Raw genomic sequence first — 14,093 nt, forward strand, 5'->3', positions numbered from 1 at the left:
TCGACACTCAACCGCTGTCGTTAATTATTCTATGATAAGTAAAAGGACGTCATCATGTCGATTTTCACTCAGTTAGCTAGTAGACGCGTTACCACTGGCATTGTCCGAACCTTAGCCGTGCTCAGCAGCGCTTGTGCAGTTGCGGTACAGGCGGCACCGCCTAAACAACCTACAGACTTCATCGACTACATGGTTGAACAGCATCAGTTTAAGCGTGACCAGCTGCAACAATTACTCAACCAACGCACACCGAACGAAAGCATTTTAGAGGCGATTCAACGGCCCTGGGAAGCGAAGCCCTGGCACCAGTATTACCCGATATTCCTGACTCAAAAACGCGTTGATGCCGGCGTTAAATTTTGGCAACAGCATCAAGCGGCGCTAGCGCGTGCCGAGCAAACCTACGGTGTCCCCGCTGAAATCGTGGTGGCTATTATCGGCGTCGAAACTTTTTACGGTCAATATAAAGGCAAGTACTCGGTACTCGATTCATTGTACACGTTGGGCTTTCATTACCCGCCGCGCGCCGACTTTTTCCGCAGTGAATTAGAGGAATACCTGCTATTAAGTCGCGCCGAGGGCTGGGATGCTGAACAACAAATGGGATCTTATGCCGGGGCTATGGGCTTGGGCCAGTTTATCTCGTCTAGCTATACCCATTATGCGGTCGACTTTGATAACGACGGCCAGCGTGATTTATTGCAAAATCCAGTTGATGCCATCGGCAGTGTGGCTAACTATTTTGCCGAGCACGGCTGGCAACAAGGGGCGCCGGTCGCGCAACCCTTAGCACAAGATAACCATGGTGATTTAGCGCGCTTTGTCAGCAAAGGATTAAAGCCGCAACAGACCACCGCCGAGCTAGTTAGCGAGGGTTTACCGTTAGCGGCGGAACTTGCCGACCAAAACAAGGCCAAAGTGTTTGCGTTTGAACAACCGGATTCACAGGAGTATTGGCTTGGCTACACCAATTTTTATGTTATCACCCGTTATAACCACAGCCCGCTTTATGCCATGGCGGTCTACCAGCTTAGCCAACAAATTAATGATGCTTACCAAACCAGTCAGGTTCAGTAGCCTGTGTTTGGGGCTACTGCTATTAAGTGCCTGCAGTAGCTCCAGTGGCCCCAATAGCGGTCGTTACAAACACGATAACGATAGTGCCCCAACGCGCATGCCGACAGCGGCTGAATTACGCGATCCTATCCCTAAAGTGGAACCGCTTAGCCGGGGTGGTAATCGCCAATATGAATTATTTGGTAATACTTACAGCATCATCGAAGATACCAACAATTTCGTACAAGAAGGAAAAGCCTCATGGTATGGCCGCAAGTTTCATGGGCATTTAACCTCCAGTGGCGAATTCTACGACATGTACAGCATGAGTGCCGCGCACAAACGGCTACCGCTGCCGACCTATGTCCGGGTAACCAACTTAGACAACAATAAAAGTGTCATTGTCCGAGTCAACGACCGGGGCCCCTTCCACCAAGACCGTATCATTGATGTGTCCTATTCGGCGGCCTACAAGCTGGGCATGTTGCAAACTGGCACGGCCAATGTCCGTATTGAAAGCATCGCTGCCGACCAGCAACCAGCTACGCCGGTACTACCGCTCCCGCAAGGCGGCACCGAAGCGGCTAGCGTGACGCAAACCCATTACTTTATTCAGGTAGTCGCGGCGGCTAATCAACAACGTTTATCGACGATAGCCGACCAGTTATCGCAACAGCACAATGTGCCTGCAACTACCGAGCAAGATAATGGTCTATACAAAGTCATGTTAGGTCCCTTACCAGAATTGGCGGCTAATCGATTATTAACCGCGGTTCGACAGCAGGGCTATGACGGTGCCTTTCGGGTAAAAGCGGCGGATAGCGCTGCCGCGGCGCCCGAAAAGTGATACCATTAGGGCGCTTTCCGTTAACAGGCCGTGCGCCCCGGAACAAAACTCACGCGTTACCGCATCACTCACAGATATAAATGACAATGAGAACCATGGATACGATGTTTAGCCATTGCAGAAAATTGCTCACCACCGTTGCCGTTACCGCGTTCAGCGTCACCTTTAGTATGAACGCCGCTGCGCAATCGGTTGTACCTTCCGCTCCCAACATTAATGCCAAGGGACATATCCTGATCGATTATACAACGGGTAAGGTGCTGTCATCAGAAAACGCCGATGAACAATTGGCACCAGCCAGCCTAACGAAAATGATGACCAGCTTTATTATTGGTAAAGAGATGCAAGCGGGTCGTATTAATCGAAGCGACATTGTCACTGTTAGCGAAAATGCTTGGGCCAAGAACTTTCCCGAGTCATCGAAAATGTTTATCGAAGTCGGTAAACAAGTCAGTGTCGAAGACTTGAACCACGGCATTATCATTTCGTCGGGTAACGACGCCTGTGTGGCAATGGCCGAACACATTGCCGGTAGCGAGTCGGCATTTGCCGATTTGATGAACGCCTACGCCGAAGAACTCGGCATGAGCGCCTCGCACTTTGTTAACAGCCACGGTCTGCCCGATCCGCAACAATATACGTCGCCACGTGACATGGCCACTTTGGGCTCGGCGTTGATTAAAGAGACCCCGGAAGAATATAAAATTTATTCGCAAAAGTCGTTTACCTTCAACAATATCAAGCAATACAACCGCAACGCCTTGCTCTGGGACCGCAGCATGAACGTTGACGGTATCAAAACCGGTCATACCAGCGAAGCCGGTTATAGCTTGGTGTCGTCAGCCGTGGAAGGCGATACTCGCCTGATCGCGGTAGTGATGGGTACCGACAGCGAGCAAGCACGTAAAATCGAAAGCAAAAAACTGCTCAATTACGGCTTCCGTTATTTCGAAACCGTCACCGCTTATAAAGCTGGCGACAGCTTTGTTAACCACCGCATTTGGGGCGGCGACATCGACGAAGTCGAATTAGGTGTAAGTGAGGATGTGGTGATCACCCTGCCGCGCGGTCAGCGTGAGAATTTGAAAGCCAACTTTGAGCTAGAATCGGAACTGGAAGCACCGCTGGCTGCCGGCGAAGTAGTCGGTCAGGTCTATTTACAGCTTAATGGCGAAGACGTTGCCAGCTTCCCATTAGTGACCCTACAAGCGGTAGAAAAAGGCGGTATCTTCAAACGCTTTACCGATTACATTAAACGCAAGTTTGATTAAGCGTTAATGACAAAGTCATAAAAAACCCGCTCAATGAGCGGGTTTTTTATATGAGATGTAAACCATCTAACTCTTATTGAACGCCTTTGCTTACAGCTTACCAGCGTTCTTTTTCAAGTAAGAAGCAACACCTTCCGGGTTGTCTTGCATACCTTCGTCACCTTCATTCCAACCGGCAGGGCAAACTTCGCCGTGTTTCTGGTGGAAGTTCAGTGCATCGACCATGCGCAACATCTCATCGATGTTACGGCCCAGTGGCAAGTCGTTAACGACTTGATGGCGAACAACGCGATCTTCATCGATCAAGAATGAACCACGGAAAGCAACGCCCGCTTCTGGATGCTCAACGTCATAAGCGCGGCAAATGCTGTGCTTAACATCGGCAACCAATGGGTATTTAACTTGGCCAATACCACCGTTGTCGGTATCCGTATTACGCCATGCGTTGTGGGTGAATTGTGAGTCGATAGAAACACCGATCACTTCAACGCCACGCTTTTTGAATTCGTCTAAGCGCTTATCAAAAGCAATTAGCTCTGATGGGCAAACGAAGGTGAAGTCTAATGGGTAAAAGAAAACTACCGCTTTTTTACCTTTGATGTGGTCAGACAGTTTAAAATCTTCGACGATTTCGCCTGAACCTAACACTGCCGCCGCAGTAAAATCAGGTGCTTTACGACCTACTAATACAGCCATGTTTATTCTCCATAATTGTTTGCGAATGTCACACGCGTAAAAAGCATGGGGATGACCCGAGCAAAAAACAAGGGCTCCCGGATAAAAACTCGTTAGTCAGCCTGTGGTGCTGGGTGACGTTCCGCCACTTCTTCAATCAGCGGCTGCAGCTCACCCTTTTGGAACATTTCGATGATGATGTCACAACCGCCCACCAGCTCGCCTTCTAGCCACAACTGGGGAAAGGTCGGCCATTCGGCATATTTCGGCAGTTCCGCACGAATATCAGGGTTTTGCAAAATATCGACATAAGCGAAAGCGTGACCGCAGCTCATTAGCGCCTGCGCAGCCTGCGCCGAGAAGCCGCAACTCGGTAACTTTGGTGAACCTTTCATGTATAACAAAATGGGATTTTCAGCAATTTGCTGTTTAATTTTTTCAAGCGTTTCCATGACAACCTCAAGGTGTTACACACTGCCAACCAGTGTGGTTGCGATAAATGACAGCCTGCAGTGTAACACAGCCAGAGCAGTGAGGTGAAAAGGAGAAATTTACAGATTTTTTCGCGCTAAACCTTGAAACCTTGGTCTGCTATCGCCATTTTTACGTATACTAGAATAACGACCGATCCCAAATAGGGACTTTTACACGCAACAACCGACAAATGGAGAGGTACTATGGCTTTTGAACTTCCTGCACTGCCGTACGAGAAAAATGCACTGGAACCGCATATCTCTGCAGAAACCCTTGAGTATCACTATGGCAAGCACCACGCAGCCTATGTCAGCAAATTAAACGACGCGATCAAAGGGACTTCGGACGAAAACAAATCGTTAGAAGACATCATTAAGTCATCGAAAGGTGGTCTATTTAATAATGCGGCTCAAGTTTGGAACCACACGTTCTACTGGCATTGCTTAAGCCCGAATGGCGGCGGTAAACCTTCAGGTGATTTAGCTCAGGCTATCGACAAAGCTTTTGGCTCATTCGATAAATTCAAAGAAGAGTTTAGCGCGCAAGCTGCTGGTAACTTTGGCTCGGGTTGGACTTGGTTAGTGAAAAAATCTGACGGCTCAGTGGCTATCGTTAACACCGATGATGCAGAAACGCCCGTTACCGATAGCAGCGTAACCCCATTGATGACTGTTGACGTCTGGGAACACGCTTATTACATCGATTATCGTAACGCTCGTCCAGATTATCTAAAAGCGTTCTGGAATTTAGTCAATTGGGAATTCGTTGCGAAAAACTTCGCGGCCTAATTTGCTAACGCATAAAAAAACCGCTGTCTCATGACAGCGGTTTTTTATTATTCGATTCGCCAATCTACTGATTTAATCGACCAAATCAGCGGGAATATCAGCACGACGCCCCTGCCATACTTTAGCCGACTCATAACCATACTTGCGCACCGCCGAGACGGCTTCGTTATACTCACTAGTTTGCGCCAATTGCGCCAACCGGGCATAAAATTCACGCGCTAAACGGCGTGCTTCTGGGTCACTGAAATAAAAGTTACCCACACGCGAATATAAGCCTTTAAAGCCGTTCAGAATTAATACATAAATCGGATTACCCGATGCCATCGCCAAATCGTGATTAATGCGGTAATCGAACTCAGTGAAAGCCTCGGCAACATCCTCTAACTCGGCAGCCGCGGTTAAAATCTCGACCACTCGCTGCGGCTGATGACGCACGGCAGCGCGGATATAAATAGAACTGATGTTGGTTCGCGCCGACAGCAACTGGTCGACTAACTCCGGCATGCCATCTTCATCCAAACGCGCCAGGGTTTCTAAGATATTAAGGCCAGAGGTCTCCCAAAAGTTATTCACCCGAGTTGGCTTACCATGTTGAATGGTTAACCAGCCGTCACGTGCTAAACGCTGCAAAACTTCTCGTAACGTGGTACGCGTCACGCCAATCAGTTCTGATAACTCACGCTCAGCGGGTAAAATGGAGCCCGGCGCAAAATGCCCACTCCAAATGGATTTAACGATATACTCTTCAGCAAAGCCCGCGGGACTTTGTGCTTTTATGATCATAACCTGCTTCGCTTGTTGTTATGCGTATATAATTTGCCTGTTGTAGCCAGTTGGCTAAGCATACGCTGAGTCGATTGACGACGGTAGTCAAAAATTAATCGTCGATTTTATCAGGGGTCGGTGAGGTCGGACAAGTTCTGCGTCGACAAATCAACCGGCTTTGTTTATCTTGCATAGTCGTTAACCCATGATCACGGCGTTGTTGGCAGCCGCACAACGCTGCCGCCACAACCCCATCAACAAAAAGGACCCTCATGTTACACGCTGTTAGTCTTAGTGCCGAACGTCGTAGCGCTTGGTTTTTACTGTTACTCAGTGCCAGCGCCTTATTCGGCTGCGCGTTGTACTTCCAATTTGGTTTAGCGCTAGAGCCTTGCGTTAAATGCGTTTACCAACGCGTTGCGGTAGTCGGTATTGGTGCTGCTGCTCTACTCGGATTTATCGCGCCACGGCTCGCACCGGTGCGCTTTTTAGCCTTTGCCTTATGGTTAGTCAGCGCAATATGGGGATGGTTCATTGCCAGCGAACACCTCGCATTGCAAAATGCTAAGAACGCGTTCTTTATGACCTGCGATAGCTTCCCTAACTTTCCTGATTGGGCGCCATTACACCAGTGGTTTCCGACATTATTTTCGGCGCCTGGCGTGTGCGGTGATATTGAATGGAGTTTTGCCGGTTTATCGATGCCAGCCTGGATGCAAATTATTTTTGCCGCCTATGCGCTAATCGGTATCGCAGTGGTGCTACTTAGATTGCTACGTTTACATCGCATTTAAGTCAACGTGACCGGCGCAATGAGCCGCCGGTCATCGCTTTTACAGCGGCCAACTGACAATTCTGTCTTCTAAATCGCCAGCAAAGTCACGCTCACTGATACAACGCCCTGCCGCCGAAATACCGGCGCGTTTCATCGCCGCTTTGTCACCACCGTGCCGTAAAGGATGCCACGCGGGTAATGGTTTACCCTCGGCTAACAGTCGATAAGCACAAGAAGCCGGCATAAAATAAACGTCAGCCAGATTCTCTGGCGTTAATTTGACGCAATCCGGCACCCGCTGCAAACGATTATCGTAGTCGCTACAACAGGCGTTATCGGTGTCCAATAAACGACAAGCGACATCGGTAAAGTAGACGTGCTCTTGGCTTTCCTCGGCATCGCCATCGATCAGTTTTAATAAACAACACTTACCACAGCCATCGCACAATGCTTCCCACTCGCTACGCGACATCTGTTGTAGCGACTTGTGTTGCCAAAAGCCACTCTGTGCCAAGTTTTGTTGCTGAGTCGACTGCGTCATTACGGCGTACCCACATAACTTTGCCAACGCCACTGTTGCTGCTCGTCGCTGAGCACCAATTCTAACTTGTCACCATTGTGCAATGCCGCGACACCGGCCGGTGTTCCAGTCATCACGATATCACCGGGCTGTAAGCTAAATACGTGACTGATGTCGACCAATAAATCGACTATCGAGAAAATCATTTGTTCACTGCTACCCTGTTGCCGTAACTGACCATTCACATACAGTGCCAGCGTTAAGTTTTGACAGTTAGAAAAACAACTTGGGTCGATGAAGCGCCCCATTGGACAAGCACCGTCGAAAGCCTTAGCGCGCTCCCAAGGTTGGCCGGCTTGGCGGAGCTGCGTTTGTATCTCACGCAGGGTTAAATCTAAACCCAAGCTAATCCCCGCGATGGCTTGCGCTGCGCTGGCCATATCGGCGTTTTTTAAGGGTTGACCAATGAGTAAGCTGATCTCACATTCGTGCTGACACTCACCTTGCCCATGTGGTAACTGGAAGCCACGCTCAAGATTGACTAAAGCGGTGCTAGGTTTGATAAATAGCAGTGGCTGCGCGGGAATATCGTTGCCCAGCTCTTGCGCATGGGCAACATAATTACGACCAACACAGACAACTTTGCCGACCGGCAAAGGTAATGCTTCACCTTGCCGGTTGAGATGTTGATAAGCCATTAGCCACCGAAACGAATACGGTCGGACAGTAAACCTACCGCGGCAACAAAGTAATTAGAACGGTTCCAACGCATTAACGCGTCGTAATTAGCATAAGCGAGATACACCCGGCCATGCTTATCATCAGGGATGATCACCGACGCTTCAATGTCGTCACGTTGTGGCAAATTCTCACCGTCATAGCGGCGAACGCCCAATGCCTGCCATTCGGCTAATGATTTTTTGGTCTTTAATGTCGCTAACTGTTCGTCGAAATCCTCAGGGATCTGCACCTGACGTCCCCAAGTGACGTCGTCACGCCAACCCACCGAGCTTAAATAATTGGCAGCCGAGGCAAATACATCGGGCAAACTCCCCCAAATGTCTTTTTTACCGTCACCGTCGTAATCAACTGCGTATTGCATAAATGATGATGGCATAAACTGGGTTTGACCCATCGCACCGGCCCAAGAGCCTTTCATATCGTCAGGCGCAATGTGGCCTTCTTGAATAATGGTTAATGCCTGCCACAATTGCCGTTTAAAAAACGCTTCGCGACGGCCATCGTAGGCTAACGTGGTGAGCGACGATATTACGTCAAAACCACCGGTAAATTTACCAAAATTGGTTTCGATACCCCATAAGGCGACGATGAAACGTGGTTGCACACCATATTTTTCGCCGATTTCGGTCAGCAGGGGTAAGTGCTCTTGGTACAGCTCCCGCGCTTGTTGCGCTTTCCAATCCGGCACCGCGCGAGGTAAATAAGTATCTAGCGTTAGCTTAAACTCCGGTTGATTTTTATCCAGTTCCACCGCGCGCTCATAATACTTCACCTTGGCAAAAGCGGCTTGCAGCGTTTGCTCGGTAAAGCCCTCCGCCTTGGCTTCGCTTTGCAATTGCTCAACATAAGCCTCAAATGTGGGCTTGCTCGGTTCAGCGGTTTCTGCTGTCGCTTGTGTTGCATTATCTTGCACTAGCGCTGGTTGCATACCGGTCAGCAATAATGGTTGGGCGGTAACCCAAGCAGGGGTCAACGAGGTCATGGCAATAACCATGGTGGGCAGTAATTTACGCATGCGCCTTACTCCTTAGCTTTAGATTTTGGCAGGGTATCAAGCAAGTTTTCACTGGCTGGTGGTAATTGCACATAATAGCCTTGCTCGGTTAACCGTTGGACTAATTCGACTGATGTCATTCTGGCAAGGTTCCGCGGTTTCGCTAAATTTACCGTTAATACCTGCGTAGCACCAGCAAACAGTTGCTGCAACGATTCGGGTAACTCGTCAAAACTGGCACCATGAGGTAAATAAAGGTAGGTATCGAGTTTTTGCCGACAGCGGTAAACAACACACAACATAAGCGGAGGTATCCATTAACAACCCATAAAGAGCTTAGCAGTTTAGCGAAGAATCGCTCTAATCTCAGCCCCTAATAACTGTTCGCGCCAGCCTTGCAATAAGTCTGGCGGGTTAAGCTGCGCTTGAATACTCGGTTGATACTGCCAGCACCACTGCATGGCATCATTAATTTGTTTGCGAGAGGCGATTTGCGCGGTACCAATTTGTAAGCGTTCAGCTTGCTCGGCAACCAATGCTTTAATGCGGTCAAAACACTCTTGATAGCGTGGCATGTGGGTTAAACGCTGCAACACAGGGGGTAGCTCATCGTCATTCAAACTCAAACCACGCTCGACGCAAGCCATCATCTCATCGGCCGCATATTTGCGTGTGATCGGCGGTAGCCCCTCGATTTGATATAAGTGCTGTTTCTGTTGCGGTGGACGCTTCGCCAATGCCATTAACGCGCCCTCTTTCACCACAAAGTTTAATGGAATATCTTGCTGCTGCGCACGACTAACCCGCCACTGGCACAACTCTCGTAACACAGCCAGTTGCCTTGTATTAAGCTGCCAGGCGTTGCCCACATCCAAATAACGTAACGCCAAAGGTGGCTCGAAGCAGCGCTTATCGACCTGTTGTGCCGACTCTTGTAGAGTTAATTGCAAGCGTTCTTCGCTGACTAAACGTTCACGCAAATCGGCATAAAAGCGCGCCAGATAAATCACGTCATCGGCTGCATAAGCCAATTGCGCCTCGCTAAGCGGACGTGCCAACCAATCGGTTCGTGATTGCGACTTATCCAAGCTGATATCGTAATAACGTTCGACCAATGCCGCGTAACCGAGCGAATCACCCCACCCCAAAAACGCCGCCGCAATTTGTGAATCCAATAAGTGCTGCGGTTGTACACCACCTTGCTGCCAAAAAAGCTGGATATCTTCACCGGCAGCATGCATCACTTTAACGATATCGGCATCACCGACTAAACGCCAAAATGGTTTTAAATCCAAGCCCACTAACGGATCAATGAGCACCGCACCGTGACCGCAATTAGCTTGCAATAAGCCTAATTTAGCGTAATAAGTGCGGGTGCGAACAAACTCACTGTCTATCGCCACCCAACCTTGCTCACGCACCTGCTGACAAAATTCCAGCAACTGCGCTTGTGCAGTAATGACTTGGTAAGCTGTTACCTGATTATTTGTTGTCGGCGATACGCTCATCAATGCTTATCTTCATCGCGTAATTGACGACGTAGAATTTTACCCACGTTCGTTTTTGGCAGCTCATCACGGAACTCGACCAATTTGGGGACTTTATAACCGGTCAGGTTTTCTCGCGAAAAGTCGATAACTTCACGTTCCGTCAGTGACTTATCTTTGGCCACAATAAACACCTTAACGACTTCACCCGAGGAATCATGCGGCACACCGACTGCCGCCACCTCTAACACTTTGGGGTGCGACGCAATGACGTCTTCAATCTCATTCGGATAAACGTTAAAGCCGGACACCAAAATCATATCTTTCTTACGGTCGACGATGCGGAAATAACCACGCTCATCGCAATTACCGATATCACCGGTGGCGAACCAGCCGTCTTTAATTGCTTCAGCAGTATCATCTGGACGATTCAAATAGCCCACCATCACCTGCGGCCCCTTGACTTGCAGTTCACCAGATTTACCCAATTCAACTTCTTCACCGGTATCCGGATCAACGATGCGAACATCGGTGCTCGGAACGGGCAAACCAATACTTCCGGTATAGTGTTCAATGTCATACGGGTTGACGGTAACTACAGGTGCGCATTCGGTTAACCCATAGCCCTCTAGCAGGCGCGATTTGGTTACTCGCTCCCAGTGCTCAGCGACTGAACGTTGTACCGCCATACCGCCGCCCAACGCCACCTTCAAATGAGAAAAGTCGAGATTCTTAAAGCCTTGAGCATTTAATAAGCCGTTGAACAGCGTATTAACCCCCGAAATCATCGAGAATTTATGCTTGCCAAGCTCCTTGACGAAGCCCGACATATCACGCGGGTTGGTGATCAATACATTGCGACCGCCATGTTTGATAAAGGTCAAGCAGTTCGCCGTTAAGGCAAAGATATGATAAAGCGGCAAGGCGGTAATAATGACTTCTTCACTATCGCTCATTAACGGCGTGATGACCGCCGACACTTGCTCTAAATTAGCCACCATATTGCGATGGCTCAGCATAGCGCCTTTCGCTACACCAGTAGTGCCACCGGTGTATTGCAAGAAGGCAATATCGTCACCTTGCATACCGGGTTTTTGGTAGTCGTGTTTAGCGCCCTGAGTCAGCACCTCACGGAAACCGATCGTGTTGCTTAATTGGTAGCTGGGCACCATACGCTTAACGTATTTTACCACCAAATTCACCAAGTAACGTTTTGGCGCCGGCAGTAAGTCACCAATCTGGGTAGTGATGATTTTATCCAGCTTCACCTCATTTTTAATTTTATCTAAGGTGTGCGCGAAGTTCTCTAAGATGACAATCATACGCGCGCCAGAGTCATTTAACTGGTGCTTAAGCTCGCGCGGGGTGTATAACGGATTAACATTAACCACCACCATGCCTGCTCGCAAAATGCCAAACAGCGCAACTGGGTATTGCAACAAGTTAGGCATCATGACAGCCACCGCATCGCCTTTTTGCAAACCTTGCGCTTGCAAATACGCAGCAAAATCGCGAGAGCGCTTTTCTAACTCGTTAAAACTCATCTCTACATCCATATTGATGAATGCAGTTTTGTCCTGATAGCGATCGACGCTTTGCTCGAAAATGTCGTTCAGCGACACATAATGATCAGCATCGATAGTTTCCGGTACACCCGGAGGGTAATGTTTAAGCCAGATTTTTTCCACAGTCTTAGCTCCTGCAACGCGTTATGTTCTTATCGTTATGTTGTCGTTGGCAACAAAATTGGCGTCATCATCGCATATCCGACCAGTGAATCCTAGTCGCTAACGGCGTCGATGAGACGATAAATACCCGCTAATTGTTGATGATTTGCTTACTTTCTTAACCTTTAATTACGCAATAATTGAACAATGAGTTCAGCCAACCTAGGGCCTTGCTGCATATGCACATGATGGCCTCCCGGCCAACACTGTTGCAGACATTGAGACGCTGGCAATGGCCAGCGCTGTTGCGCAACCTGCAGCTCCTGAAAGCCTTGCTCGCCTCGAATGACGTGCATTGGACAAGCGATATGGCGCATTAATGAGGTCACTTGGTCAGCAACAAAACGATAAGGTGACGTGGTTCTAACGGCACGATCGGTACGCCAAACAAAGCGCTGAGCATTGTCATCGACCGCTTGCAGTGCGCGATCCACGAGCAATGCTACATAACACTCCTCAAAATCCGCCACCGCCGCTCGTGCGCTCAGCGCTTGCGACCGCGACAATGGTCGTGGCGGCGACTGTTGCGCTGGCGTTGCTTGCAAACCGGCTTTTTGCTCCCAATTAAAGCGACTCTGCATACCCTTTTGTAGTTGCCTGACGGTATCGTCAGCCTCGGCAGCCAGCAAGCCATAAGCCTCTACACTGACTAATTGCTGTATGCTAGCGTTACCGGTTTCGGCTTGTTGCAAACCGTCCAGACTGGCTAACATAGTGGCGACATAGCCACCCATAGAGTGCCCTAACAGGAGCGGCAAGGGCGACTGTGCCGCAATCCCTAATTGCTGTAATACCGACCAGCTATCGTAAACATAATCGACAAAGTGATAATGCACACCGCGGGGGCGTTTGTCGCTATGCCCATGTCCGGCAAAATCGAGTGCTAGCAGCGATACTTCAGCCGGTAGCGCCGCAGCTAACGGTATAAAACTCGCGGCATTGTCTTGCCAACCATGCAACGCCAACACTTGCGGCACCTGCTCTTGCGGCCCCCACCGCAAGCCGCGTAAACAGCCCCACGGTAGTTGAAACGAAACAGGCTCAGCATCTTGCTGAGCCTGTGCTAGTTGTTCGACCGATAATGTCGTCGCTGTCATCTTACTGCTTGTTGCCTGATGATTTCTGAGTGCGAGCCGGCACCACTCGCGTGCGCGGATAGTAATAATAAGGCGGTGCATAAAACTGATGGCGGAACCAGAGCGGTGAGTAATCCACCTCAACACGAGTCTCTTTAATTTCCTTCCACAAGTATTTGCCACTGACATCTATGACCGGATACAAATAACGGTATTCATCAATTTTGCCTTGTTGCGGCTCGGCAATAGTACCAATCACCGTAATTGAGCGACCTTTTTTGTAAACCATAGGGTCGACAAAACCGTCAATTACGGCACGAAAACGACCATTACTTTGATCACTAGCTAGCGGCCGTCCCCACGACTGCAAGTCAAAATTAACCACTTCAATAACAGTACCTTGCTCGCTGTTATTGACCGCCGCAATGACGCCACCCCAGCGCGCTCGCTGACCGACCGTTTGCTGCGGATTTTCTAAAGCCTGGGTGTAACTGACCAGCGTTTCGCCGTCGTTAGCTTTAATCGGATCGGGGATTGACGAGCAACCACTAAGTACCAACAATGCCGCTATTGACCATAAAACTTTCATCATTAACTCCTCACGGCTAGCATCTTAAGCATAAACATCCACGCCGAACATGGCGCCGACTTGCTCACGACGCTCTGCCGTTGCCACCGCCTGATAAGTTGCTAAAGCCTGACGTGCGGTACCCGCCGGCTGATCATAACTAATTTGCAAACGTTGCCAGCGTTGTGCCTGCTGCGCCGCTTGCGTCACCGACGGCAAGCTGGGCTTAGCCTCAGCACGGACATCGCGATCGACAGTTGACGCGGCATTCTGCCGCTGCTGTTGTGAGTTAGCGCTTGCACGCCAACCTAACCCGTTAATTTGCAAAA

Annotated in this window: 17 protein-coding genes; 5 read left to right on the forward strand and 12 right to left on the reverse strand. The window is 49.4% G+C overall.

What is annotated here, in order from left to right; translation table 11 throughout:
• Positions 1-54: 54 nt before the first annotated feature.
• The 3 genes from mltB to A10D4_RS09325 all read left to right on the forward strand — a co-directional run bounded on the left by mltB (position 55) and on the right by A10D4_RS09325 (position 3,174).
• On the forward strand, positions 55-1,077 hold the full coding sequence (gene mltB / locus A10D4_RS09315; protein ID WP_008489163.1) for a lytic murein transglycosylase B: 1,023 nt from the start codon (positions 55-57) through the stop codon (positions 1,075-1,077).
• A 7-nt stretch (positions 1,078-1,084) separates the two neighbouring features.
• On the forward strand, positions 1,085-1,903 hold the full coding sequence (locus A10D4_RS09320) for a septal ring lytic transglycosylase RlpA family protein (protein WP_008489164.1): 819 nt from the start codon (positions 1,085-1,087) through the stop codon (positions 1,901-1,903).
• A gap of 104 nt (positions 1,904-2,007) precedes the next feature.
• Positions 2,008-3,174 (forward strand): D-alanyl-D-alanine carboxypeptidase family protein, encoded by a 1,167-nt coding sequence (locus tag A10D4_RS09325; protein WP_040502834.1) that lies wholly within the window; start codon positions 2,008-2,010, stop codon positions 3,172-3,174.
• 90 nt (positions 3,175-3,264) lie between these two features.
• Here the strand turns inward: A10D4_RS09325 and A10D4_RS09330 are convergent, their stop codons facing one another.
• Both A10D4_RS09330 and A10D4_RS09335 read right to left on the reverse strand, forming a co-directional pair.
• A complete protein-coding gene (locus A10D4_RS09330; protein WP_008489166.1) occupies positions 3,265-3,870 on the reverse strand; it encodes a peroxiredoxin in 606 nt (201 codons plus the stop codon).
• A 92-nt stretch (positions 3,871-3,962) separates the two neighbouring features.
• A complete protein-coding gene (locus A10D4_RS09335) occupies positions 3,963-4,301 on the reverse strand; it encodes a Grx4 family monothiol glutaredoxin (protein WP_008489167.1) in 339 nt (112 codons plus the stop codon).
• 225 nt (positions 4,302-4,526) lie between these two features.
• Here A10D4_RS09335 and A10D4_RS09340 point away from each other — a divergent pair, with 225 nt between their 5' ends.
• On the forward strand, positions 4,527-5,111 hold the full coding sequence (locus tag A10D4_RS09340) for a superoxide dismutase (RefSeq protein ID WP_008489168.1): 585 nt from the start codon (positions 4,527-4,529) through the stop codon (positions 5,109-5,111).
• A gap of 72 nt (positions 5,112-5,183) precedes the next feature.
• Here A10D4_RS09340 and fadR read toward each other — a convergent pair whose 3' ends face one another.
• Positions 5,184-5,894: a fatty acid metabolism transcriptional regulator FadR gene (gene fadR / locus A10D4_RS09345; protein ID WP_008489170.1), complete on the reverse strand. Its 711-nt coding sequence runs from the start codon at positions 5,892-5,894 to the stop codon at positions 5,184-5,186.
• A 254-nt stretch (positions 5,895-6,148) separates the two neighbouring features.
• Between fadR and dsbB the strand changes: the two genes are divergently transcribed.
• Positions 6,149-6,670 carry a disulfide bond formation protein DsbB gene (gene dsbB / locus A10D4_RS09350; RefSeq protein WP_008489171.1) on the forward strand — a complete coding sequence of 174 codons (522 nt, stop codon included), beginning with the start codon at positions 6,149-6,151 and terminating at the stop codon, positions 6,668-6,670.
• Positions 6,671-6,709: 39 nt separating this feature from the next.
• Here the strand turns inward: dsbB and A10D4_RS09355 are convergent, their stop codons facing one another.
• From A10D4_RS09355 to A10D4_RS09395, 9 genes are all read right to left on the reverse strand, one after another.
• Positions 6,710-7,192 (reverse strand): YcgN family cysteine cluster protein, encoded by a 483-nt coding sequence (locus A10D4_RS09355; protein ID WP_008489172.1) that lies wholly within the window; start codon positions 7,190-7,192, stop codon positions 6,710-6,712.
• Positions 7,192-7,869 (reverse strand): fumarylacetoacetate hydrolase family protein, encoded by a 678-nt coding sequence (locus tag A10D4_RS09360; protein WP_008489173.1) that lies wholly within the window; start codon positions 7,867-7,869, stop codon positions 7,192-7,194. Before A10D4_RS09360 ends, A10D4_RS09355 begins: the two co-directional genes overlap by 1 nt.
• Positions 7,869-8,927 (reverse strand): lytic murein transglycosylase, encoded by a 1,059-nt coding sequence (locus A10D4_RS09365; protein ID WP_008489174.1) that lies wholly within the window; start codon positions 8,925-8,927, stop codon positions 7,869-7,871. Before A10D4_RS09365 ends, A10D4_RS09360 begins: the two co-directional genes overlap by 1 nt.
• Before the next feature lie 5 nt (positions 8,928-8,932).
• Positions 8,933-9,208, reverse strand: coding sequence for a YcgL domain-containing protein (locus A10D4_RS09370; RefSeq protein ID WP_008489175.1), 276 nt, complete (start codon positions 9,206-9,208; stop codon positions 8,933-8,935).
• Positions 9,209-9,250: 42 nt separating this feature from the next.
• Positions 9,251-10,414, reverse strand: a complete 1,164-nt coding sequence (gene rnd / locus A10D4_RS09375) for a ribonuclease D (protein ID WP_008489176.1) — start codon at positions 10,412-10,414, stop codon at positions 9,251-9,253.
• On the reverse strand, positions 10,414-12,081 hold the full coding sequence (gene fadD / locus A10D4_RS09380; RefSeq protein ID WP_008489177.1) for a long-chain-fatty-acid--CoA ligase FadD: 1,668 nt from the start codon (positions 12,079-12,081) through the stop codon (positions 10,414-10,416). Before fadD ends, rnd begins: the two co-directional genes overlap by 1 nt.
• A 164-nt stretch (positions 12,082-12,245) precedes the next feature.
• Entirely contained in the window at positions 12,246-13,217 is a 972-nt protein-coding gene (locus tag A10D4_RS09385; RefSeq protein ID WP_008489179.1) for an alpha/beta hydrolase, read from the reverse strand.
• Position 13,218: 1 nt separating this feature from the next.
• Positions 13,219-13,788, reverse strand: coding sequence for a Slp family lipoprotein (locus A10D4_RS09390; protein ID WP_156812128.1), 570 nt, complete (start codon positions 13,786-13,788; stop codon positions 13,219-13,221).
• 21 nt (positions 13,789-13,809) lie between these two features.
• Complete coding sequence (locus tag A10D4_RS09395) at positions 13,810-14,091, reverse strand: hypothetical protein (RefSeq protein WP_008489182.1); 282 nt, start codon at positions 14,089-14,091, stop codon at positions 13,810-13,812.
• Between the last annotated feature and the right edge of the window lie 2 nt (positions 14,092-14,093).

The organism is Idiomarina xiamenensis 10-D-4 (genome assembly GCF_000299895.1).
Taxonomy (GTDB): Bacteria; Pseudomonadota; Gammaproteobacteria; order Enterobacterales; family Alteromonadaceae; genus Idiomarina; species Idiomarina xiamenensis.